This is a genomic window from Solibacillus sp. FSL K6-1126 (genome assembly GCF_038003445.1).
Lineage (GTDB): Bacteria > Bacillota > Bacilli > Bacillales_A > Planococcaceae > Solibacillus > Solibacillus silvestris.
Window position 1 is genome coordinate 1 of sequence record NZ_JBBOPD010000002.1, and the last position, 21,213, is coordinate 21,213.

At 34.1% G+C, this 21,213-nt stretch carries 22 protein-coding genes; 14 read left to right on the forward strand and 8 right to left on the reverse strand.

Features of this window, described 5'->3' with window-relative positions; genetic code table 11:
* Positions 1 to 168 precede the first annotated feature (168 nt).
* The 4 genes from MHH44_RS20800 to MHH44_RS20815 form a co-directional block, all read right to left on the reverse strand.
* Positions 169 to 606 (reverse strand): hypothetical protein, encoded by a 438-nt coding sequence (locus MHH44_RS20800; RefSeq protein WP_340799540.1) that lies wholly within the window; start codon positions 604 to 606, stop codon positions 169 to 171.
* Between the two features lie 166 nt (positions 607 to 772).
* Positions 773 to 1,213, reverse strand: coding sequence for a hypothetical protein (locus tag MHH44_RS20805; RefSeq protein WP_340718496.1), 441 nt, complete (start codon positions 1,211 to 1,213; stop codon positions 773 to 775).
* Positions 1,214 to 1,385: 172 nt separating this feature from the next.
* Positions 1,386 to 1,628 carry a hypothetical protein gene (locus MHH44_RS20810; RefSeq protein WP_340718495.1) on the reverse strand — a complete coding sequence of 81 codons (243 nt, stop codon included), beginning with the start codon at positions 1,626 to 1,628 and terminating at the stop codon, positions 1,386 to 1,388.
* 166 nt (positions 1,629 to 1,794) lie between these two features.
* Entirely contained in the window at positions 1,795 to 2,685 is an 891-nt protein-coding gene (locus MHH44_RS20815) for a hypothetical protein (protein WP_340799541.1), read from the reverse strand.
* 373 nt (positions 2,686 to 3,058) lie between these two features.
* Here MHH44_RS20815 and MHH44_RS20820 point away from each other — a divergent pair, with 373 nt between their 5' ends.
* The 4 genes from MHH44_RS20820 to MHH44_RS20835 all read left to right on the forward strand — a co-directional run bounded on the left by MHH44_RS20820 (position 3,059) and on the right by MHH44_RS20835 (position 6,031).
* Positions 3,059 to 3,619: a DUF3967 domain-containing protein gene (locus tag MHH44_RS20820; protein ID WP_340799542.1), complete on the forward strand. Its 561-nt coding sequence runs from the start codon at positions 3,059 to 3,061 to the stop codon at positions 3,617 to 3,619.
* 752 nt (positions 3,620 to 4,371) lie between these two features.
* On the forward strand, positions 4,372 to 4,701 hold the full coding sequence (locus MHH44_RS20825; protein ID WP_340799543.1) for a helix-turn-helix domain-containing protein: 330 nt from the start codon (positions 4,372 to 4,374) through the stop codon (positions 4,699 to 4,701).
* Positions 4,702 to 5,415: an ImmA/IrrE family metallo-endopeptidase gene (locus MHH44_RS20830; RefSeq protein WP_340799544.1), complete on the forward strand. Its 714-nt coding sequence runs from the start codon at positions 4,702 to 4,704 to the stop codon at positions 5,413 to 5,415.
* The gene (locus tag MHH44_RS20835; RefSeq protein WP_340799545.1) at positions 5,408 to 6,031 is read left to right on the forward strand and encodes a PIN domain-containing protein; all 624 of its coding nucleotides are present in this window, start codon (positions 5,408 to 5,410) and stop codon (positions 6,029 to 6,031) included. Before MHH44_RS20830 ends, MHH44_RS20835 begins: the two co-directional genes overlap by 8 nt.
* 108 nt (positions 6,032 to 6,139) lie before the next feature.
* On the opposite strand, the gene MHH44_RS20840 is transcribed toward MHH44_RS20835, so the two are convergent.
* Together MHH44_RS20840 and MHH44_RS20845 are read right to left on the reverse strand one after the other, a co-directional pair.
* Complete coding sequence (locus MHH44_RS20840) at positions 6,140 to 6,325, reverse strand: antitoxin VbhA family protein (protein WP_340799546.1); 186 nt, start codon at positions 6,323 to 6,325, stop codon at positions 6,140 to 6,142.
* 179 nt (positions 6,326 to 6,504) lie between these two features.
* Complete coding sequence (locus MHH44_RS20845) at positions 6,505 to 6,786, reverse strand: AbrB/MazE/SpoVT family DNA-binding domain-containing protein (protein WP_340799547.1); 282 nt, start codon at positions 6,784 to 6,786, stop codon at positions 6,505 to 6,507.
* A gap of 413 nt (positions 6,787 to 7,199) precedes the next feature.
* Here MHH44_RS20845 and MHH44_RS20850 point away from each other — a divergent pair, with 413 nt between their 5' ends.
* Together MHH44_RS20850 and MHH44_RS20855 are read left to right on the forward strand one after the other, a co-directional pair.
* Complete coding sequence (locus tag MHH44_RS20850; RefSeq protein WP_340799548.1) at positions 7,200 to 8,093, forward strand: tyrosine-type recombinase/integrase; 894 nt, start codon at positions 7,200 to 7,202, stop codon at positions 8,091 to 8,093.
* Between the two features lie 223 nt (positions 8,094 to 8,316).
* Complete coding sequence (locus MHH44_RS20855; RefSeq protein WP_340799549.1) at positions 8,317 to 9,441, forward strand: hypothetical protein; 1,125 nt, start codon at positions 8,317 to 8,319, stop codon at positions 9,439 to 9,441.
* Positions 9,442 to 9,522: 81 nt separating this feature from the next.
* Here MHH44_RS20855 and MHH44_RS20860 read toward each other — a convergent pair whose 3' ends face one another.
* Complete coding sequence (locus MHH44_RS20860; RefSeq protein WP_340799550.1) at positions 9,523 to 10,995, reverse strand: MutH/Sau3AI family endonuclease; 1,473 nt, start codon at positions 10,993 to 10,995, stop codon at positions 9,523 to 9,525.
* A 144-nt stretch (positions 10,996 to 11,139) separates the two neighbouring features.
* Between MHH44_RS20860 and dcm the strand changes: the two genes are divergently transcribed.
* From dcm to MHH44_RS20900, 8 genes are all read left to right on the forward strand, one after another.
* Positions 11,140 to 12,390, forward strand: a complete 1,251-nt coding sequence (gene dcm / locus MHH44_RS20865; protein ID WP_340799551.1) for a DNA (cytosine-5-)-methyltransferase — start codon at positions 11,140 to 11,142, stop codon at positions 12,388 to 12,390.
* A 49-nt stretch (positions 12,391 to 12,439) separates the two neighbouring features.
* A complete protein-coding gene (locus MHH44_RS20870) occupies positions 12,440 to 12,817 on the forward strand; it encodes a hypothetical protein (protein ID WP_340799552.1) in 378 nt (125 codons plus the stop codon).
* Between the two features lie 177 nt (positions 12,818 to 12,994).
* Entirely contained in the window at positions 12,995 to 13,129 is a 135-nt protein-coding gene (locus tag MHH44_RS20875; protein ID WP_285848982.1) for a hypothetical protein, read from the forward strand.
* Between the two features lie 449 nt (positions 13,130 to 13,578).
* Positions 13,579 to 14,430 carry an AAA family ATPase gene (locus MHH44_RS20880; RefSeq protein WP_340799553.1) on the forward strand — a complete coding sequence of 284 codons (852 nt, stop codon included), beginning with the start codon at positions 13,579 to 13,581 and terminating at the stop codon, positions 14,428 to 14,430.
* Positions 14,411 to 14,773, forward strand: coding sequence for a DUF5388 domain-containing protein (locus tag MHH44_RS20885; RefSeq protein ID WP_340799554.1), 363 nt, complete (start codon positions 14,411 to 14,413; stop codon positions 14,771 to 14,773). The genes MHH44_RS20880 and MHH44_RS20885 overlap by 20 nt, the downstream gene beginning before the upstream one ends.
* A gap of 181 nt (positions 14,774 to 14,954) precedes the next feature.
* Complete coding sequence (locus MHH44_RS20890; RefSeq protein ID WP_340799555.1) at positions 14,955 to 15,458, forward strand: YkvA family protein; 504 nt, start codon at positions 14,955 to 14,957, stop codon at positions 15,456 to 15,458.
* A gap of 941 nt (positions 15,459 to 16,399) precedes the next feature.
* The gene (locus MHH44_RS20895; RefSeq protein ID WP_340799556.1) at positions 16,400 to 17,950 is read left to right on the forward strand and encodes a primase C-terminal domain-containing protein; all 1,551 of its coding nucleotides are present in this window, start codon (positions 16,400 to 16,402) and stop codon (positions 17,948 to 17,950) included.
* Positions 17,951 to 18,630: 680 nt separating this feature from the next.
* Positions 18,631 to 19,896: a hypothetical protein gene (locus MHH44_RS20900; protein WP_340799557.1), complete on the forward strand. Its 1,266-nt coding sequence runs from the start codon at positions 18,631 to 18,633 to the stop codon at positions 19,894 to 19,896.
* 457 nt (positions 19,897 to 20,353) lie between these two features.
* Here MHH44_RS20900 and MHH44_RS20905 read toward each other — a convergent pair whose 3' ends face one another.
* Positions 20,354 to 20,527, reverse strand: a complete 174-nt coding sequence (locus MHH44_RS20905) for a hypothetical protein (protein ID WP_340799558.1) — start codon at positions 20,525 to 20,527, stop codon at positions 20,354 to 20,356.
* Positions 20,528 to 21,213: the final 686 nt, after the last annotated feature.

Below are 21,213 nucleotides of genomic sequence, written 5' to 3' on the forward strand. Positions count from 1 at the left end.
TTTACAACAATTCTTATTCCGACCTTATAGTTCCCAAATCGAGGTTTGGGGATTTACTGTTTATAAGCGTCAAAATAACCCCTTATTCAATTGAATAAAGGGTGTTGGCTCCCAAAGTGTCATTTGGGAACGTTATTTAAATTTACTTTATAGAGTTTAATAAAAAGCTTATTGTTTAATTTCATCGAAAATGTATTCAGGAATATCATCATTTACTATTTTTCTAATAAAATCTACTATTTCATTTTTACCTAATGATTTTTGATATATATCGGTTGATTGAATTATAAAATTAGTCATATCGAATAATCCTGTAAACATGTATATTTCAGATACAAACTTTTTTATATGTCTAATAATTTCTTCAAAGTTTTTAGTTTCATCTTCAATTAAATATACAAAACTTTTTTGTTGCCCTTTTTTAATATCAATATATGTAACAAGGTATCCCAATACTTCAAATAGTCTTCCATCCCAATATTCATCAAAATTTTGAGGTTCATTTACTCCGCGAATAAAATAAAATTCTAAACTTTGAGTTCGAATTAAGCGAGTAAATGAGTATCCTTCAAATTTACTCATTTTCATATTTTCATAGTCGAACAAAATAATCCCTCCCTTCCCTTACACTCATTACAACCCGTTTTTTAACATTATATACTTATTGCGGTTTAAGAAAACGCACCCAAAGCGGGGTTTGGGCACATTTTGAAACGTTTGTTACACTGCTCAAGAAGTGTTTTCACAATTTACCTTCAAACAGTAACTTATTTTACTCAGATCCATTCTCTATTTCCTTCAACATTTTTACTTCTTCTGGGAATAAAAAACTAATTAGTTTTTTAAACATACTTTGTTGATACATAGATAAAAGGATTTCTTGAATAATTTCTTCATATTTAATATTTAAAGTAGATGAAATGATTGTAAGTGTTTGATTTAAAGTTGGTAAATCTTTTTCGAACAATTCAGGTGGGAATTCGGGATCTTTCCTTAAACTATCGTATTCTTGATCTAAGCGACTTGATAGATGGAACATAATATATTCAAGTTTCTTTTTATCCTCTTCAAAAATACCTAGTGAAAGAAGTAGATGCCAGTATGGTTTTTTTTTATTAGGTTCTACCAAGATAGCAAGGCGTTTTAAACTTTGCTCTAAAGAATAAAGTTTTCCCTCTAATTCTTCTATTTTGTTTTGCTGTTCATCTTTCATATTAGGTCCCCTTTAATATAAATAAGATTCTTTGTTCAGTTGAATAATTCCTTATTAAACTAAACTGCTGCGTTAATTGAAGTATAACCTTCCCAAACCGATGTTTGGTCACATCCTGATTATAAGGAGTCTAAACCTCAATTAAATTAAATTGGGGTTTAGACTCCCTATACTAACCTAAATAAACAATTTTCCCATCTTCTTTTTTTAATCGAATTGTTACTTTACCAACAAAATGCTCTGGATTTTTGTAACCTTCTTCAACTTCTTGGAACTGCTTAGATAATAGAGCTTCAATTTCTCCTAGTGTTGTATCTTTAGGAAGGTTATGTAACCGAATTAATTCAGTGCCTTTATAAACATCTCCATTACCATCAACTTCTCCAAATGCTTTAACTTCAATCTCAATTTTCATACCTTCACCCCTTTCGATACTATTATCACATTTACGGATTAAATCACAAAATATTCTGGTGGTTTTTATAAATAAAATAGAAACCTTCCCAAACCGACGTTTGGGAACATTAAGTATAAAAAACAGATAATATATTACTCATATTCAATGCGTACGCATTCCCCTATTATTTATTGTCTTTATTAAAGGCTTCTAAACGGCTTTCATAATTCTGTCTGATCCGCTCATTCTCCACATGCATCTCAGCGACTTTATCGTTGTACTTGTCATTTTGGGCTTGTAACTTCGCCTGATACGTCCGTTCTACTTCTACCAGGGCCTTCTCGCGCTCAAGATCCTTACGTTCCTGCATGATTTCAAGTTCACGTGTATAGTTCAACTGGGCGTTTTCTAATGTTTTTTCTAATTCACGAACACGCTCATTTGCGTGCTGATGTGCTTGTTCTAATTGACGGATTTGGTCGGAGGAAGCTGTTTGTTGCTCGTTTAACTGCTGCAAAAGTGAGGCCTTTTCAGCTGCAAAAGCCGTTTTTAATGCTTCGTTTTCTTCAGCGTAACCCTGGTACCTCGTTACAAGTCCACTTAACGTATCATTCTTCTCTTTGTATTCGTTAATGAGCAAATTGCCGTTATCGATTGTGCTCTTTTGTTCGTCTAACTGTTTTTTTAGCAACGTCTGTTGCTCGGTAAATTGTTTGTTTTCTAAGGTTAACTGGTTAACCTTCTCTTTCACTTCGGCAAGTTTTGCTTGTAGCTCCGTAATAATGCCTTCCTTGCTTTCCAGTTTGTCAGAAACGTCCTTCACTGCATGGTCCTTTAAGTAAAGGGATTGCTGAATCATGTTGATCACAAGCTCATAAATGCGTGTCGTATGCAGTTCCAACTCGGTTAAATCCTTCGCGTAATCGGGTGTATTGGCTTGGAGTGCTTTCACTTCATACATCGCTAATGCGTTTTCGAGCCACTCTTTGGAAGTTAAGCCACTCGATTCGATAAGCATACGGGCTCTTTCATGTACTTCGTCGGTTACTTTGAATCCTAATGTACGATCTGCCATTACTATCTCCCCTTTCATGGTTAACCTAAAAATCCTTATATATCAATAGGTTAACCGGTTAACATTATTCTGTATTATCTATATTCGTCATCTTTTTTGAGAATCCTGCTTGTTAGTTGATTTTTTGCTTAAATTACAAGGAAAAAGCGAAATAGGACTACACGGAAGTAGAAAAGCAACATGACGGGATAGTAATTAATTCAGCGAAACGCACTTATTCGCTAGGCTACGTGCTGGTTATATCTGTTATAACGGTTACATCAGTTATGTCAGTTGTACCAGCTATATCTGATATGTCTTAATTTGTAGAACGATTTATAAAGGAATGTGGTAAGTTTTTACGAATTGTATGTATTAGAGGGGGTGATGTGTTATGTCTGATACATCGAATATAAATTTTATATCGGATATATCTGATACAACAATTGGTGGGGAGCTTATTTATGACACTGTTACGGTAAGTAAAATGCTGGGGGTCCAGGAAAGTACGCTGAGAAAATATTGTGCGTTAATGCAAAAGCATCATTATGAATTTAATAAAAATTCAGTAGGGCATCGTATTTTTTATCCAAGAGATGTAGAGATAATAAAGGAAATTGTAACGCTTAAAAATTCGGGATCGTTAACATTGAGCGAAGCAGTGAAAGCCATATTAGAATCTGACATAGACGATATAACAGATACAGCACCTATAGCAAACCCTGATTACAGTAAGCTATTAGAACAGTTTGAGACATTTAAAAATAATCAAATGCAGTTCAACCAGAAACTGTTGGAGCGATTAGAAAAGCAGCAAAACTATATTGAAAATAGTATTGATGAAAGAGATAAGAAGTTAATGTTGGCCATAAAAGAATCCATGGAAACAAGAAGACAATTAGCTGCAGAGGAAGAGAAGAAAAAATCCTGGTGGAAATTTTGGAGGGAAACCTAATTGAGATTTGATGGCAAGAAGGTTTTTAGACCGAAACCTTAGGAACATCTAGTCTTGCTAAGACGATGATATATCAGGTATATCTGATATATGAATAGATATAGATGTTATATCTTCAATACTCAATGATCTAAAAAAAGAGCGTTCAGACGAATCGAGATGGGTATTACCCACTAACTTGCAAAAAAAGTCTGAGCGCCTTTGAATTTTGCAGAGTTTCCTCTATAATTTACCCAATGTATTCTCAAATTGGTATTGGAATATATTTGATAGAAAAGCAGGTGAAGTCACAAATGTGGCTCTATTTGCTTATTTCTTTTTATTCGTAGTACTTTTCAAAAGCTCTTCTAAACGATTTTCATCCGTCCCGCAAATACGATCGTTTTCCTGAAGCTTTTAAATACGATGAAATCAATGGTTAACCAGTTAATTTAGATAACTAAGCTCGCTGATAAGTAGAAATAGTGAAATAAAATGTATTTGAGTTAACTCTTAAACATTGTTATATAAAGAGTTAACTGGTTAACCTTTTATAAATTAAGTATTCGAAGTTAACTAGACGACATATGGCGTTCTACCATTTGTTGGATTTAAATCGATGGTTGCAATGATTTCATCCATCCACAATAAATGTTCTATTTGAAAATCTTACGAAATGTCCCGTATAGAAATGTAAAATTAGCATATAATAAGATAAATTTGTAGACGTCTACAAAAAGTTATATAATTAATGTAGACGATGGAGGGATTGTATGAAATCAAATGAACATGTATTAGACCGTATCAAGTTGTTATTGCAAGAACAGGGAAAATCATATCAGGATTTAAGTAATGACACGGGTATTAGTAAATCTCTAATTGGTCATATGCTTTCAGGGGAACGTGTCATGAAACCGGAGCGTTTAGTAGCCATTGCAAAGGCATTAGGTACGGAAGTAAAGGATTTAGTGAAAGTAAACGAAATAAATGAACCTTTAGAAGTTATTTTTAGAGGTGAACTAACGAATCGTCAATCGAAACGTGCTTTTGAAGCAGTCCTTTTCGCCATTGAAGATTATGTAACAATGAAGCAGGTGGACTAAATGAACGTAAGAGAACAAGCCGAAAAAACAGCGGAAGCCTTTGCTGCCTCTTTTTTAGATGATGTCTATGGTTACGACCTGTTTTTAGGCTCTCAAATTGAACGAATTTTGAGTGAGCAAGTACATTTAGTGTATAAAAATATTGAAGACCCTGCCTTTTTTGGTGCAGCAGTTACGCATCAGACAGGCGATAAATTTATTGTATTAAATACGCATCATCCTTTACGAACACGCTATTTTACTGCGGCCCATGAGCTTTGGCATCTTTCAGAGGCAAGTCAAATGCAAAAAGAAAGTTTTGACCATGAACGTGCTGCAGACCGTTTTGCAGCATGTTTAATGTTGCCGAAGCCTCTTGTAAAGTCGCTGTGGAAACGATTTAAAGCGAAGTGGAATGAAGAACAGGCGGTACTTGCGATTGCGGATTTATCAGCAGCTCCTTATAAGACGGTTGAACGTAGAATCACCGAGGTTGGAGAATCGATTAAAGTATCTCATTCAGAAGAAAAGTGGCAAAAATTACGCGAACACTATGCCTTACCTGATTCACCACTTGATTTAGCCATCCATGATACTAAATTTAATGCCTATGAAAAACAAGTGTTACAGCATGTAGAGAAAGGTTTAAATCCTTTAACAGCAAGTAATAAGCTAGCAAGCTTTGCACCAAGTATTAGTGAACAGCTTCGACAAGAGGGTATAGTGGATGAATAAACGCCCTGGGAAAGTATTTGTAGATACGAATATTCTTTTACATGCAGATGCCTATCAACACGACAATATTTTCGACTGGATTGATGGGCTGTATGAAGAAGTTTATATTCATCAAATGGTATTAGATGAAATATTAAGTGCGAGTGCTAGAAAAAAAGTAACCCAATATATTGATGAAGGTCGATGGTATTTATTTAATCCAGACGATGAAAATTGTTTGTCGGATGATTTATATGATATTTATGAAGGATATGTTCATCAGATTAAGCAAGCATTTCGCCAGCTAGATCAGAAAAAAGTGACACAAGGACGTCGCCTAAAAGGAACAAATGATTTAGGAGAAATTCACTGTCTAGCTGCAGCTCTTTTATTAAGTGCAACAATTATTTGTAGTAATGACGGGGATATTCAAGAGGTCATTGATGATAATCAGCTTGAAGTCGCCTCAGAAGAAGAGCAGCAAAATCTTAAATTGGTACAAGATACACTAAAGGATTTTTGTTATTATATATGTCTACATAAAATTGCTTCGGCACCAAAAGTACGAAAGCTGATAAAAGCTTTCCAAAAAGAAAAAATACAAGAATTAGATGACTTGTTAGAAACAATTAAATGAAGGAAAATGAAAGCGAGTATTCCTAATTTAGGATGAGCTCGCTTTGTTCGCCTAAAAATCAGTCGTATTAATTTAAATGCTAAAGTACAAGTAAAAATATAAATAGATTTAATTCGTGTCCTTAGTATATTTTTGAACAATTGCCTGCTTTAGTTGAGTAGAAGTTATTTGTCCAAGTTCATATGGCTTTAGTAAATTTCGTGTAAAAGCAGATGGGTTACCTCCATCAAGAGCTACTATACCTACCGCAAATTGTATTTGTTTTTGGCGTTCTAAACGTGAATTATCTTTCATATAAATAGGTCCTTTATAGAATAGTAAATGCATTATACCGTATTGTCTTCAGTTTTATTCAAGCCGAATGGCTCTCTGAGACGTATTGAAAGGTACAAGAGTATAATGTACAAAATTTCGCGAAGCCTCAGCCCGTTTTATAACAATAAAAAATTTGAGTTTCTTATATTATATAGTCATTATAAATGAGGCTGCTCACCATTTAGCACCATTTTCTTTACTTCTTTAAATTTAGCTACAAGTTCCTCACCACTATAACCAGCTTCAATTAACTTCTCTAATAAGTTTTCCGCAAAGTCCTCACTTACTTTCACAATTGGTTTAATGACTAGCTGCCCTTCATGTAATTCAATCGTTACTTCCTCACCAATCTGTAACGCTTCATAGTATTCTTTCGGAATGACTAAATGACGTTGTGCAGATACTTTGATTGTTTTGCTTTTAATGATTTCATGATTCATTCGTTATCAGTCCTTAGTATATATTCATAATGTTTTATTTATTATCTATTATAACTATTTAATTAAATTTTATATATCATTTTATAAATAATTATATATAATAAATAATTAATTAGTTGAAAATGAACCAATGTTCAATGACAAAAAAGATTCCTTGTTAGGAGTATAAAGTTTTATCAACCTTAAAAAATAATGCTTGTTTAAGGTTGATTGTGCTATACTGAAAGAAACGTACGTTCCCTTAAAAAGTGATTTCAATTTAATTTCGACCAAACTATACTTTTCAGAAATCTACTTAACAAAAGTAGAAATTCGTTTTGAAGAAATATAAGTTGGATTAGGGTGAAAATGAAAAAATAGATGAGTAAAGAAATGTAGCAAAAAGAACGGAATAAAATAAGGAGGTATATATAATGGAAGAAACTCTGTTTTCTTTACAACAATATAAGATGCAGCAACAGAAAGATGAAACAATCCAGGCGATGAAAAAGAAGAAACTGGATATGTATAAGCCGGATTTCAATTTATTTCAGGTGTTCTGTGAAAAAAACTTTTTAGCTTTGAATTTCGATTCGCTTGAACTCTATTTACACGAACTCATTACGCAACAACATATACGCCTTTCAACATTCAACCGCAGATTTGCGGGAGTGAAATACTGGCTGGTTAATCAATATGGACTGCAGATGACGAATGAGCAAGAGTCAGGTGTGAAAATGCTACGTGCACTATACAACGAGGAAGATTATCTGCGCCTAAAATCGATGCGTGGTATTCGTGCTGAGAAACAAACGGATGTGCTGCGTTTAATAGATCGCTACGATACGGGGAAGAAAAGTGATATTCGGAAGCGTGCAATTTGTCTCGTAAATTTAATCACTGCCAATCGACCTTCGGAAATGGTACGCCTTAAAGTGAGTGACTTTGATTTAGAAAATCGCACGGTTCAAGTAATGATGGTGAAACAAGGCGACATGAAAGAAAAGCGCCTGACGCTCGAGTGTGTGCAGGCAGTTAAAGGTTATATAAAAGCATGTGAACTGCTTGCCGAAGATTACTTTGTCGGTGCAGCCGATAAATGGGGCAACCATACAAGCCGTCAAATTAGTGAAGTGAGCTATAATCAAGCGATTCAAAGTTGGCTTGGCTTTGCACCATACACTTTCCGTAAAACACAAATCACGGCCATGTATCAAAAGGGTGCTGATATTCCGACAATCGCTAAGCAGTCTGGCCATAAGTCACACCAGACGATTATGGAGCATTATATTAATTTACGGTCGGATGATGTAGATGAGTATTTGTAGGGAAGATAAGGACATATTTTGAATTTACCTAGACAAAGCAATTGAAATGTCTGCTCAATTATTTAATTGAGCAGGCTATTTTTAATTCTTTTATCGCCCTAGCCATATCTAAATTTGAGAAGTTGATATATTACCATATACTTATATATCTTATATGATATGAGAAATTTATAGTAGCCCATCGCGCTAATAATCTATATGATTAATTAAAAGGAGGGTTAAAATGGCAGGTTATATTTTCACATTGAATAGCTTACATTCACTCAGAGAAATAGCTCAATCAGGCGTTTATAGCACCAAGTTAAATATACCGGATGGTACTTGGAAAGCACATCATGAAGGCACATTTGCAGATTATTTATCAATGAAAGCCGGTGATAATGTTTATTTTTTTCATCAAAGAAAAATCTATGGAATTGGAAGATTAATTGATGTGGCTGGAAGTTGTGTCCATTTGAACTTTCCAGGTGCAGACCGACCAGATAGTAATTCATTTACGACTATTCAAAACGAGATGATTTTAAGAGAATCTGAAGAAAATTTAGAGAACCGCTTTATATGTACATTTGCAGGGAATCCATTTATGTTTGAGAATGGGGTTGATATGGATGAAGTACTTGCTTCACAACCAACAGCTTTTCGAATGTTAAGAGCCTTTTGGAAGCTCTCATTTATAAAAATTGATGATATCGAGAACAAGGCATTATTCGATTATATTTTAAAGGCGAATGAAGAATTTATTGATGGAAGTGATGGTTGCTTTTTAATAAATAGTACTCTCCATCAAAGAATTGAAACTTTGCATACACAAGACTATGTAGCTACTTCTAATGAAATTGTTAGCTCAGTTGCTAGTGGGCAGCGACTGAGGCACGAAATGGCTGTAGAAGCAGCGATTATAGATTATATAAGTCATCAAACGACCAACAATATTTTTGGCAATTGGGATTATATAAGTCATCAAGTCATTGCTTCGCCTTTTAAACCAATTGATTATATGGATAAAATGGATATATTCGGTTACAGATACATACCAGGATACAGGACTATTTCAAAATATCTGATGACAGAAATAAAAAAAGATGCGGCAAGTATTGAAGTAATAAATCAGGCAATGAAATATGTTGATTGGATTGAGCAGGAATATAGCCATGATTACAGTATGATTGAGGCCTTTGTTGTTGCTAGTGACTTTTCACAGGAAGTAATTGAAGAAAGAAATTTAGCAGCAAGAAGATTTTATACGAAGGGACGTACACCAGCTGTGACATATGAATGGGCGAATTTAAGATTAATTCGATATACATATAATGAGGTAATAGGAACTTTAGAGTTCGAAGAAATATAGGGAGTAGGTTTTCTAGAGTTGAATTCCTACTTAAAAAAATAAAAAACCAAAAGCAATACATACTTTTGGTTTTTCGTATTTTCAAATAAACTCAATTTCTCCCAGCATCCTATTTAAAACACTACCCTTCATCCACAGGTATTGTGTATACATTTTAATTCCGTTCAGCACAAAATTTTTATAATTAGCATCTGTACCCGATCCACGCACAAAGAAAGTATGCTCTTCTGATTTCGGAAAATTCAGCTGCTTACGGACAGTTTGCGTTTTCTTATTGATAATAGGCGTACCATCCTTTTTAAGCATAACATTTTCCGTCAGCTTGTTATTGTTAACTAAATCTCGTACCTTTTCCCATACCGGCTTCACTTCTTTATTAATAATTTCTTCAGTAAAGACAAGGCGCTTAAAGCCAATAAATTCATTATCTAAAAGAACCGCTTCTGAAGAAGGCTCCTGAAAGATGATGCACAAGAACTGCTGGGCACTGAAGTAGTTGTAGACATATGAATCCTCAAAAGGGATTGCCAAATCAGTCCATTCCGGAAAGTCTATTTTAAATAGCTTCGTATCTTCCGTTCGAGCGCCTAATCGTGTTTGTACTACAGTTTTAGGCATTAAACCTACCTTACTAAAAAGCTCAATCTTACTAAGCTTTTTGGCCGTCCCTCCAAACATCTTTATGATAATCTGCTCTGAAATACTCTTCGAAGCATCCTTCCCACTATCAAAATCAAATGGAATATTTAATGTTTTAATCAGTTCTCGTACAGTCTTTCCTTTGTATTTAATAGTAAGTTTATGTAACTCAGCATCTAATTCCCTAAAGCTTGTATACGCTTCATCTAATTCTTCAAATTGTACCCCGAAGTGTTTTTGAACCAATGTTGAAACAGCAGCACGCTTCAAACGGAAGCGAGGGGCATTTGGCCATTTAGGTGCAGTATCGATTAACATGAGTTGCTTACGAAGTTCAGATGAAATACGGTGATATTCTTCTTTTGGATTGACATAGTTGTCTTTTAAATATTGAATAAAATTACGTACAATGAGCCAGTCATTTCTTAAAGTTTTTTTCTCATCTTCCGAGAATTCATGAAAATGAAAGCCCTTTATATAGAAATTCGCATAATCTGCAGCCTTTACTGTTACGGGTGAATCATAATGGTAATAAACAAGTAGCATGTGTTCTAATTTTCTCCAAAAACTAGAGGTGTCAAATTCCTCACTTGTAATTTTATCTGGTGATACTGCAGTAATTGACATTGGCTCCTTTGCTTCGTAAATAAATTCACCTTGCTTTTTTGGGTTTCGAATACCTGTTGTTTTTAATTCTGTAGGTATTCCATCAACTAATAAATCAGGATTTTTATCCGAATCTGCTGGATAGCCTAGAATGGATTGTTCTACAACATCGCCTGCGATACCAGTAATTTTAGGGTGAGTAATTGTGCGATTAAAAACATTTTTAACATCTACGTCCCCAAGCGGTCTATTTAACACATTTTTTAAAATTGTTTCTAATTCAATCCTCTTAAATTCATGCAATGCCATTTTCAAAACTCCCTTATATAAACTTTAATTTTAGAATACGGTAAATTTTGTATTTAATCACGTAAATATGTCCAAAACATAATTGTTGATCTTTCAATCTTGTTCGTTTATAATAAAATTAAGATAGAAAGGATGTTCGTATTTATGAATAAAAACCTAAATGTTGTGGAATTATTCGCAGGTGTTGGTGGTTTTCGCCTTGGTTTAGAGAAAGCTGACAAAGAATTTTTTCAAACGGTATGGGCCAATCAATGGGAACCTTCAAAAAAGGCCCAAGATGCTTATGAATGCTATAAAAATCACTTTTTTGAAGGCGAAGTGAGTAATGAAGATATTACGACAGTGGCTGACAGCAAATTCAGCTCACTACATATAGATATGTTAGTTGGCGGTTTTCCTTGTCAAGACTACAGCGTAAGTCGCTCTTTGAATAATGAGCAGGGTATAAATGGTAAAAAAGGTGTTCTATTTTGGGAAATTAAACGTGTTCTTGAAAGCAGTCACCCTAAGTATGTATTATTAGAAAATGTCGATCGCTTAATTAAATCTCCATCGAAACAACGTGGACGAGACTTTTCCATTATGTTGGCAGTATTCCGTGACTTAGATTATGTCGTTGAGTGGCGCGTAATTAATGCAAGCGATTACGGAAACGCACAACGCAGACGTCGCGTTTTTATCTTTGCCTATAAAAAGAACCTGAGCTTTGCTAAAGAGCAGATGAAATTAGATAAAGAAAAGATTTTGTTTAAAGAAGGTTTCTTTGCACGTACGTTCCCAGTAACAGGTGAACCGTATAAAAATCGTCGTGCCTCTGTTAAATTGCCGAAGGATATCATTGAAATCTCGGATCATTTTGCGTTTGGTTTCCATACAGCCGGTATTATGATTGACGGAACTGTTCATACCGTACAACCAGAACCAATTCTAAAGGTTCCTATTCCTTTGAAGGATATTTTACTTCCAGAAGATATGGTTGATGAAGAATATTATCTAAATGAAGCAGCCATTGAAAAGTTTGGTTATTTACGTGGACCTAAAAAGATTGAACGAACTTCTGCTGAAGGTCATCAATATATTTATTCTGAGGGTGGTATGTCACCAACTGATAATTTAGAATTACCTGGTCGTACGATGTTGACAAGCGAAGGTACTGTTAACCGTAGTACACATATTGTAGAAGTAAACGGTCGTAAGCGCTTTTTAACACCCGTAGAATGTGAACGTCTAAATGGATTCGATGACAATTGGACGGAAGGTATGCCAAAACGCATGCGTTACTTCTGTATGGGGAATGCTCTGGTCGTTGATTTAATAAAGGATATGGGTGAAACTATAAAAAGCATTGATTTACAGGAGCAGGAAAATATTACACAAATAACATTAGGGATTTAATACACAGGGTTTACTCTGTGTATTTCTATTTATAGGTGGGATAAAAAATATGGAGTTTTATGTGATTACGTTTGATACGGATTTTTTTAAAATGAGGGCGGAAGTAATTAAAATAGATTTAACATTAGATGATATCTATGATGAATTGAGTACCCTTATAGAAAGTGATTCATTAGAATTTGTCGATTTTAATAATGAAATTGTAATAATTATTGATGAACAGGGGAAATCCAAAAAAGGCAATCCGGTGTTTAGAATAGTAACGGAAGATGGTATTACCCTAGATTTAGCAGGCAAGTTACTGTTTGCAAGAAATATCGAAAATGAATTCAGCACAGATATCAGTAGTATTAAACGCGAGGATATTTTTAATTTACGCCTCAACTTAGATATCAAGTTAATAGGAATGACTACAGGGGGATTATAAATGCTCTGTCCAAAATGTAATGGAATTCAGGATGTTATAAAAGTACATGCTAGCAGCACCATGATTATGTGATGTATCAACCATATGATTTTGAATCAACAATGAATCTAGTTCCAAATAATAAGGAATTAAAGTAGTAGCAGTATTACACTCGTTCAAAAAAGGAGGTGAGGTAAAGTGAAAAAGAAAGAACCATTAAAAAAGATTTATCTTGAAAAACGTAATTGGTTATCGTTTAAGAATATCCTAGTGTTGATTGAGCATGTATTAATACGCCCATTCGCAATTGGATTAGCGCATTATTTACGATAAACAGCAAAAGCAGCTGGTCGCACCCAGCTGCTTTTTTGTATAAAAAACCATTAAAAAAGATTTATAAGCTAATTTTAGCTCATTAAAAAAAGATGTCAACAATAACGAAGTAGTGGCTATATATCAAAGTGCTTGATATATCAATGATTAGAGGTATTAGTAAGCCTAAATAAATATTTTTCATAAAAAGAAATTAAAAATACCTTCGTTAGAATCCCTTTATATAGTAGATGAGTCTACAAATCTACAAGTAGACTCATCTATATGTATACAGGTCTACAAATAAATACCCCTAGAGCCCTTAACAACCAGCACTCTAAAAAAATAACTTCAAAAACAAAGAACTTATTTCCTTTCACCACAAATCCTTGCTATAATCTACTTGTCTACACATCTACAAATCTACATGTGACTAAAAGTACGTTTTTAAAATGAAGGAGGTAGTGAAGATGGAAAAAAGAGAAGAAGCAATCATAGTAACGTTCGGTAATTTCAAGGGGGGTACTGGGAAGACAACTAACAGTACGATGATAGCCTATGCGTTATCAGAAATGGGTTACAAGGTGCTTTTGTGTGATCAGGATCCTCAGGCAAATGCGACTACACTATTCTTAAAAACTAAAGCTTCAGTGACCGATGAAATCGTAACATTTAATAAAACATTGATGGCAGCAATTCAAGAGGAAGATTTGGGGCAAATTGTAACAGAGGTTAAAGAAAATTTGTATCTTTTACCGAGTTTTAGCGATTTTGCCTTGTATCCACGTTATCTTGAAAAGAAATTCCCTTCAGATACGAGTTCACGGGTAAAATATTTTGCTTCGTTAATTGAGCCATTAAAAAAGGATTATGATTTCATATTTATTGATGTGCCACCAACGATTTCTGTAATTACGGATGCAGCACTGTATGCTTCGGATTTTGTCGTTGTTGTACTCCAAACACAAGAAAGAAGTTTGCAAGGTGCCGAAGTATTTACAGGCTACTTACAATCATTAATCGATGAATACGGAGCGAGTTTGGATATTATCGGGATTTTACCTGTCCTTCTTAAAAATGGAGCAGCTGTCGATTTGGCAACATTGGAAAATGCCCGTGAAATATTTGGATCTGAAAACTTATTTGAAAACGTAGTAAACAATATGGAACGACTAAAACGTTTTGATATAACGGGAATTACGAATGATGATATGCATGATCGTAAAGTGCATAAAAGTTATGGAATTATCGCTGGGGAATTTATACAGCGTCTGGAGTCTGAGTTATCGGAGGTGACGGGTGTTGAGCAACTTACTCAATAACAAAAAGAAAAAATTATTGGATCGTGGGCCTAAAATTACCCCTGCCCAAGAGTTTACTCTTAACAATGTAGAGACAAACGAAATAAATGTAAGTTCGGTTGAACCCGAACCATTAAGAGTAGAAGAAAAACCGAAAAAAACAAAACAAAGCACGACAACGGTCCGTGTAGAAAAACTAACTAGGAGTAAACTTAATGCACTCGTTCAAATGGGCAAGGCAGAAACGGTAGATATATTAGTAGATATACTGATTGATGAGTATGTTAGTCATCAGCTTCTGAAAGATGAAAAGAAAACATATGATATCCTTTTAAATGTCCTTCGTAAAAAAGAGGAATTATAATCTTTAAAACACTTACTTAATACGTCAAAAGTAAGTGTTTTTTTGTAGCCGAGATTTTTTAATAAAGAATCAAGGTTTATATATAATGGAAAATTTATGTTAAAATGTTAAGTAATATACTTATACTATTATAGTTTTCACAAAATATGCCTACATTTGTTTAGGTCAAGGAGGATATAAATTGTTTGAGAAACTTAGAAAGAAAAAACAATTAGATGAGCTACCAGGAGTAGTAGAAATAGGCGAAATAAAGCTTAATGAAGAAGAAATTGAAGACTTAAAAGGAAAAGCTGAAGCAATGGATGAAGAAAAAATTCAAAACTTTAGTAAGCATTATTCAGAAGATGGGCTTTGGAGTAAGGTAAAGAGATACTCTAAAAAAATTGGCTCAACGGCAGTGTACGCCGTACTACTCCTTTACTTTGTCTTGCAAAAGGAAGAGGTACCTACGAAAACTAAAGCGATTATTATTGGAGCTTTAGGTTACTTTATATTCCCTATTGACTTGATTCCAGATGCAATACCAGGAGTAGGTTATAGTGATGATATAGCAGTACTTCTTGCAGCTTTATGGCAAGTAGCAATTTATATAGATGCTGATGTTAAAAATAAAGCCAAAGAAAAACTCAAAGATTGGTTTGGCGATGATATTGATACATCAGATGTAGATGATAAATTAGTTTAGATAAGATAGCAGGAATTTAAACTAAAAGGATTTCACGATTGGGTGCGTCTAGGTAGTAACCAGATTGAAGAAGTTTAAACTTTCGTATAATCCAAACTTATAAATACTAACTTAGAATCCATTTTGGCCCAAAATGGATTTTTCTATTTGTTTTTTGAGTTGAAAAGCTACTGTAACAAAAAATATTTTTTAAGCAAAAAAGTCTACTGGTATACTCATCTACATGTAGATGAGTATACCAGTAGACGCATCTATAAATCTACCAGTCTACACGAATTATAAAAACCTTATTAAATCAACAATTAAAACATATATAAAAGTCTACAAATCTACCAGTCTACAAATCTACTGGTAAACTGGTATACTAGTATATTTGTAGACTGGTATACCAATCTACAATGCTATGAAAACGCTGAAAAAGCCTATTGCATCTAGATTTTCCCATAGTTATAATGCAATTAACAGAACATAAAGACAAAACAAAAAAGCCATTCCCTAATGTCTTTAGCCGGACAAGGAATGACTTTTACACGATTAACAACTAAATAAGTAAGTGTTCGCAAATAACTAACCTATCGTCATTAATCTACAACAAAATAAAGTAGCATCATCAATAGATCGCTTATCTTGTTGCTATAATATAATCGTGTGCTGGTAACACACAATTAAGTAATTCAATATTATGTTTATTATAGCAAATTTAGACCTGATTTTCAATATTGTTATATTGAAAAGTGGTTTTATGTATTCTTTTTTAGGCTGCTTTTTTAAGGATGGCTATGGAGCCCACCTATTTAAAAGGAAAGCAATAGATCAGAGCTATTATGTTTATTAGCTCTCAACTATAAGTATCAACTTCATTACCTCTTTTAGAGGTTTATCAACGAATTTTAGCTATTTGCGTCCACTCACCTAATTATTCAAGGGAGAGGTCTGCGCAAATGGCTATTTTTTCGTATGCAACTAAACAAGATACACTAGCAAAAATCATTGAAACAATCATGCATGAAGGTCTGCTAACTTACCATCCAAAATCATCAGAAGCACCACTTGATTTGCAGTATAGAGCAAAGCAGCTGGACAAGCTCCACAAAAAGGGGGCTGTTTTTGCTGTGCGCGATAAAAGCCATTTTGATGGTGGTGTGAAAGGCTACATCATCACATCAAAGGAAACGCTCATTAAACAGGCAAATCAAATTTCACATTTCACCCCAAACGTATATCGCCGCTATTACTATGCCGATGACAAACGCCAAACAATTAAGGGTTTTGAAGAAGAAAACCTGCAGCAAATCAATGTATTTGTAGTCGATATTGATACAAAGGAATACAGCGTAAACGATATACAATTGGCTTGCATTGATGAAAGTATTGGCGCACCTACCCTCATATTAGAAACAGAGAGGGGTTACCAGGTGTATTTTGTTCTGATAAAGCCGATTTTTATATCAAATAAAAACCAGTTTCGTAGCCTGAGAGTAGCCAAACGCATTGCAGAAAATTTAAAATGCAGTTTAGCGAGTGTCGAAGCAGATACGTATTGTAATGACTTCGGTTTTTTCCGTATGCCAAATAACAGAAATGTGAAATGGTTTAACGAATATGCAATTTATGATCCGGCTGCGTTAATCGCATGGTCCCAGCGTAAAGATGCAGACAGGGGACGCCAGCTTTATGTAGTACCGCAAAAAACAGCTAGTCCTTCACTATTGAACACAGATTGGTTTCATCAGCTGCTCCAAACAACGGATGTAAAGGGTGAAAAAGGCCAAATCGGGCGTAACAACTATTTATTTACGCTTGCTTTAGTGTGCTATCAGGACGCGCGTGACCAAAGCTATGCATTTGATTTACTGGATCAGTTTAACTCACGCTTACGCACACCACTGCCAGTAAAAGACCTAAATACAATCGTTGAATCAGCATATTCCGGGCGTTACCACGGACCTAAAAAGGAATATGTTGAACAACTTATAGAACTATACGCGCCGCAGTACAAAGATATTAAAGTATCTTTTGGTCAAACAACTTGGTACAAGCATAAAAAAGCGCGCAAAGACCGTGAACGCAGCCATTTAGAAGAATGGGAAACAGACATCACGGAGTGGATAACGGCAAAAAAACAAGTTTCTGAGCCGTTTATTTGGCGTACCCAAAAAGAGCTGTGCAATGAAATCGGTATTTCAAACAGTTCTTTAAACAAGCTGCTGAAGCAATCTAAAAAGCTATTGAAAACAACTATAGGAAAAGGCCGTAATGCAAAAACAGGCTGGACCACAGTTAATTTATACATGGCGTACATCATTTGGCTGAAAAAAGATCTTGGCTCACGTTTTGTCTTTGGCATCCGCACGATGATTGAAGAACAAATCGATATGATGGAACATGTTGCTGGATATGGAGTACTCATAAATAAATTTAGAAAGCTTCATTTTGAACAGATCATTAATGAACAACTGACAATGAGCGGATTATTAACAGATACTGGTTAATTAAATACTCCACTCTGCCTATACATATTTCTAGTTTCCTATTTTTAAATTTGCGGATAGAAAGATATAGGTTTCTGGTTTAATTGATATTAGGGAGTGTATATTACTGTTTTTGGTAGGGGAACTAAGCCTAAAGCGGGAGGAGTTCCACAGTCCAGCTTGCTGGGCGAGGACCTTAAAACAAGGCTAATGGGTTATTTAAAGGTTTAGTATTTATGGACTTTGAATGATGCATTATTTAATAGGAGAGCTATGTAAATATGGGATTTGAAATTTATATGGATTCTTATAAGGATTGAACTTTTAAGAAAGGGTTTAAAGTATGCTGCTTAGACCCCAGCTGAAGTCAGTATTATAGATCTCATTTGTAAAGTAGGTATTTTTATCTTTTATTTGCCTTTTAGCAGTTTGTAAGAGTTGATGGCTTTTATATGTTACGTGAGTATTTTTTCCGATGAGCATATTGAAATAAGTAGGTATTCATATTATACGACTCTATTTTTATTTTAGGGAGTAGCGATTAGCTAGATAAGGTATTTACTATTTAAATTAGACTACACATAGGGGATAAGAAATTACCTATTTTATGTAAATATATGAAATATAAATAGGTAAAATTATAATTATTTTGGTATAATATAATGGGTATTATAGATTATTCAGTTAAAAAAGGAGTTATTATGAAGAAAATTAAACACTTAGCATTTGCAGTAATCACTATAGTAGTAGCCAGCATGGCAATAGTAAACGAATCACATGCAAACAATCTTGAACAAGAAGTAAATTTTGACCAACCTTTTGAGGTAAATATTAGTAAAGAATCGAAGTATTACAATTTTGAGCTTGAAAAGGATGGCCGCTTAGTAGTTGAATTGGATGCTGCAGGTAGTTCCTGGGCCGTTCTTGATATTGTAAAAGATCGTACTACTCTTAAACAAGAACGTATCTCAAATATTAAAGACAACAAAGAGTTTTCGAAATATACATATGACCTTCCTGCAGGGAACTACACACTTGTATTCACTGGGAGTTACCTCAATAGAGGGCATTATAACGTGGATTTAGATTTTACAACTTTTGCATCGGATGAAGTGCAACCGAATAATACAATCGATCAGGCGCAGCCAATTATATCAAAACAATTGGTTAATGGCTTTGTAGATGAAGTTAATCCTATTGATTATTATAAAGTTACATTAGACAAGCCAGCGGTCGTTGATGTAGAAATTAAGGGGTATTTAGACGGGTACACTTCATACAAATTATTAGATGCTGATATGAATGTAATTTTTGACAAACATAAAGACAGTACTTATACAGAATTTGCAAAGATGAACCAAACAACAGAAAAATTAAAACCCGGTGAGTATTTTATTGCTGTTTACGCTGAATATCGTTATTATCCTCGTGGCAAATCTACAGGTAAATATCAATTAATAGTAAATGTTAAGAATGAAGTAACAAACAATGCTATTACCAAATTTAAGGACTATAAAACAGGCTTATACTGGACGGAATCTTTTGCATGGGGCTTTGAGAAGAATGTTATTAATGGTGATACAACTACAATGAAGTTAAATATGAATAATAATATAAACGAGTCGCAATGGTTAGCAATGTTACTTCGCTATGCCTACGATGTTAAGGATGCTACTAAAGGTAAATGGCACGATCCTTATTACACTAAAGCAAAGGAATTAGGTTTAAAAGTATCAAATAAGCCTAGTTATAAATTAACTCGTGGTGAAGTTGCCCAAATGCTTGCTACAATAGCTGAAGGCAAGATTATGACAGAGCGAGAAGCGATATTATGGATGTTTGAAAAAGGGCTTACTACAGGCATAAATGTAGCTGCAGGAGCTACTTACGAGAACTTTAATCCTAAAGGGAACATGACGCGTGCACACGCTGTAACCTTTATGTATCGTTTATTTGAAGAACAATAATTAAACTAATAGTAACCAACTGTTTGTTTTGAGCAAACTCGCCTCAATTCGGTTGACTTTTTCTATGTTGGAAACCGTGAATATTTAAAAAAAATGGAACAAATTCTGTGTAGATATGCAAGTCATTTTCTTATTCCACAATTGGGTCATATTATTGAATAACATTTTCCATGGGGTAGCGTCAGAAAAGATACAGGTTTACAACGATATGAAATATACTATACAAATTTATATGCAAATTAAAGAACAAGCCCAGCAAGTATAAATGCTGCTGCATCAACGTTTGCACCTTTTATATAAAAAACTGTATAAACAATAGTTCTCACAAAAAGTCACGAATGTTAATTTAACAACATTCGTGACTTTTTAATGTGTTCCAAAACTTGCATTTGGGAACGTTATTAGAATTAGTATGTATACTTTATAAGGTATTAAAATAAAGTCGTTTTAATAAAATTCAATTCAAAAAGCCTTTTACTTTTTCAACTTCACCTATCAAACAAGAAATAAGTGAAATTACAAACCCCACACCTGATAATATAAGTCCAAATGTTACTGGTGAACCAGCTGATGCTAAAATAATTGCTATTCCTAATAATGAGATCGAAATACCCAAAAGAGATAAACGCATAATTAACCTCCTATTTTATGTTAAAATTGCTGTGGTTGAAATTTTCTTTTCAACGATGTAGATGAGTACATTGTCCAAACTATTATGAAACTGAGGAAAGACTAATATTGTGTAAAGGCATTGATGAATTTACACAATATTATTAAACATCCTTTTAAGTACCGTTCTTGTATATGGCTCCGTAAAATTTCGTCAATAAAATATTTTAAATTTAATTAGGGTTATGAATATGAATGGCTGGTCTGTTTCATTTTAGGTGAAAAAAGGTGTAGGGGGTTGGCAGAAGTGTTTCAGTTTATTTTTCAAAGGAAATTCTCATAAACGTTGGTGCTGTAAAGTTTATGAGAATTTAGTATATTTATCCAATTTATAAAGTGAAACACTTTTGGGACTTTCGATGTATACGGGGCTGGCAGAAGTGTTTCATTTTAGCCTAAAAAGGTGCATGGGTTTGGCTTTATTTTAATTTAAAGAATCTTAATAACCCTTATCATTTTTTTGAAGGGATACAACTAACATTACGGAAACTTTCTAAGCGTAGGTGGGACAATTTGTTGTCTTGGATTTTTTTTGTTTTCAAAACAAACTTTAGTATTCTAAGTATGGTTTGGAAACAAAAAAATAAAATGCAGAAGTTAAAATAGGGCAATCCCTGGTTTAATTTCTGCATTTTATGTATTAATTAG

Coding starts and splice junctions, on each gene's coding strand:
- MHH44_RS20805 (WP_340718496.1), bottom strand. CDS start 1,213: ATGAAAGATGAACAGCAAAACAAAATAGAAGAATTAGAGGGAAAACTT.
- MHH44_RS20845 (WP_340799547.1), bottom strand. CDS start 6,786: ATGAATCATGAAATCATTAAAAGCAAAACAATCAAAGTATCTGCACAA.
- MHH44_RS20835 (WP_340799545.1), top strand. CDS start 5,408: ATGAATAAACGCCCTGGGAAAGTATTTGTAGATACGAATATTCTTTTA.
- MHH44_RS20815 (WP_340799541.1), bottom strand. CDS start 2,685: ATGGCAGATCGTACATTAGGATTCAAAGTAACCGACGAAGTACATGAA.
- MHH44_RS20860 (WP_340799550.1), bottom strand. CDS start 10,995: ATGGCATTGCATGAATTTAAGAGGATTGAATTAGAAACAATTTTAAAA.
- MHH44_RS20830 (WP_340799544.1), top strand. CDS start 4,702: ATGAACGTAAGAGAACAAGCCGAAAAAACAGCGGAAGCCTTTGCTGCC.
- MHH44_RS20895 (WP_340799556.1), top strand. CDS start 16,400: ATGGCTATTTTTTCGTATGCAACTAAACAAGATACACTAGCAAAAATC.
- MHH44_RS20880 (WP_340799553.1), top strand. CDS start 13,579: ATGGAAAAAAGAGAAGAAGCAATCATAGTAACGTTCGGTAATTTCAAG.
- MHH44_RS20820 (WP_340799542.1), top strand. CDS start 3,059: ATGTCTGATACATCGAATATAAATTTTATATCGGATATATCTGATACA.
- MHH44_RS20810 (WP_340718495.1), bottom strand. CDS start 1,628: ATGAAAATTGAGATTGAAGTTAAAGCATTTGGAGAAGTTGATGGTAAT.
- MHH44_RS20855 (WP_340799549.1), top strand. CDS start 8,317: ATGGCAGGTTATATTTTCACATTGAATAGCTTACATTCACTCAGAGAA.
- MHH44_RS20870 (WP_340799552.1), top strand. CDS start 12,440: ATGGAGTTTTATGTGATTACGTTTGATACGGATTTTTTTAAAATGAGG.
- MHH44_RS20825 (WP_340799543.1), top strand. CDS start 4,372: ATGAAATCAAATGAACATGTATTAGACCGTATCAAGTTGTTATTGCAA.
- dcm (WP_340799551.1), top strand. CDS start 11,140: ATGAATAAAAACCTAAATGTTGTGGAATTATTCGCAGGTGTTGGTGGT.
- MHH44_RS20900 (WP_340799557.1), top strand. CDS start 18,631: ATGAAGAAAATTAAACACTTAGCATTTGCAGTAATCACTATAGTAGTA.
- MHH44_RS20850 (WP_340799548.1), top strand. CDS start 7,200: ATGGAAGAAACTCTGTTTTCTTTACAACAATATAAGATGCAGCAACAG.
- MHH44_RS20840 (WP_340799546.1), bottom strand. CDS start 6,325: ATGAAAGATAATTCACGTTTAGAACGCCAAAAACAAATACAATTTGCG.
- MHH44_RS20905 (WP_340799558.1), bottom strand. CDS start 20,527: ATGCGTTTATCTCTTTTGGGTATTTCGATCTCATTATTAGGAATAGCA.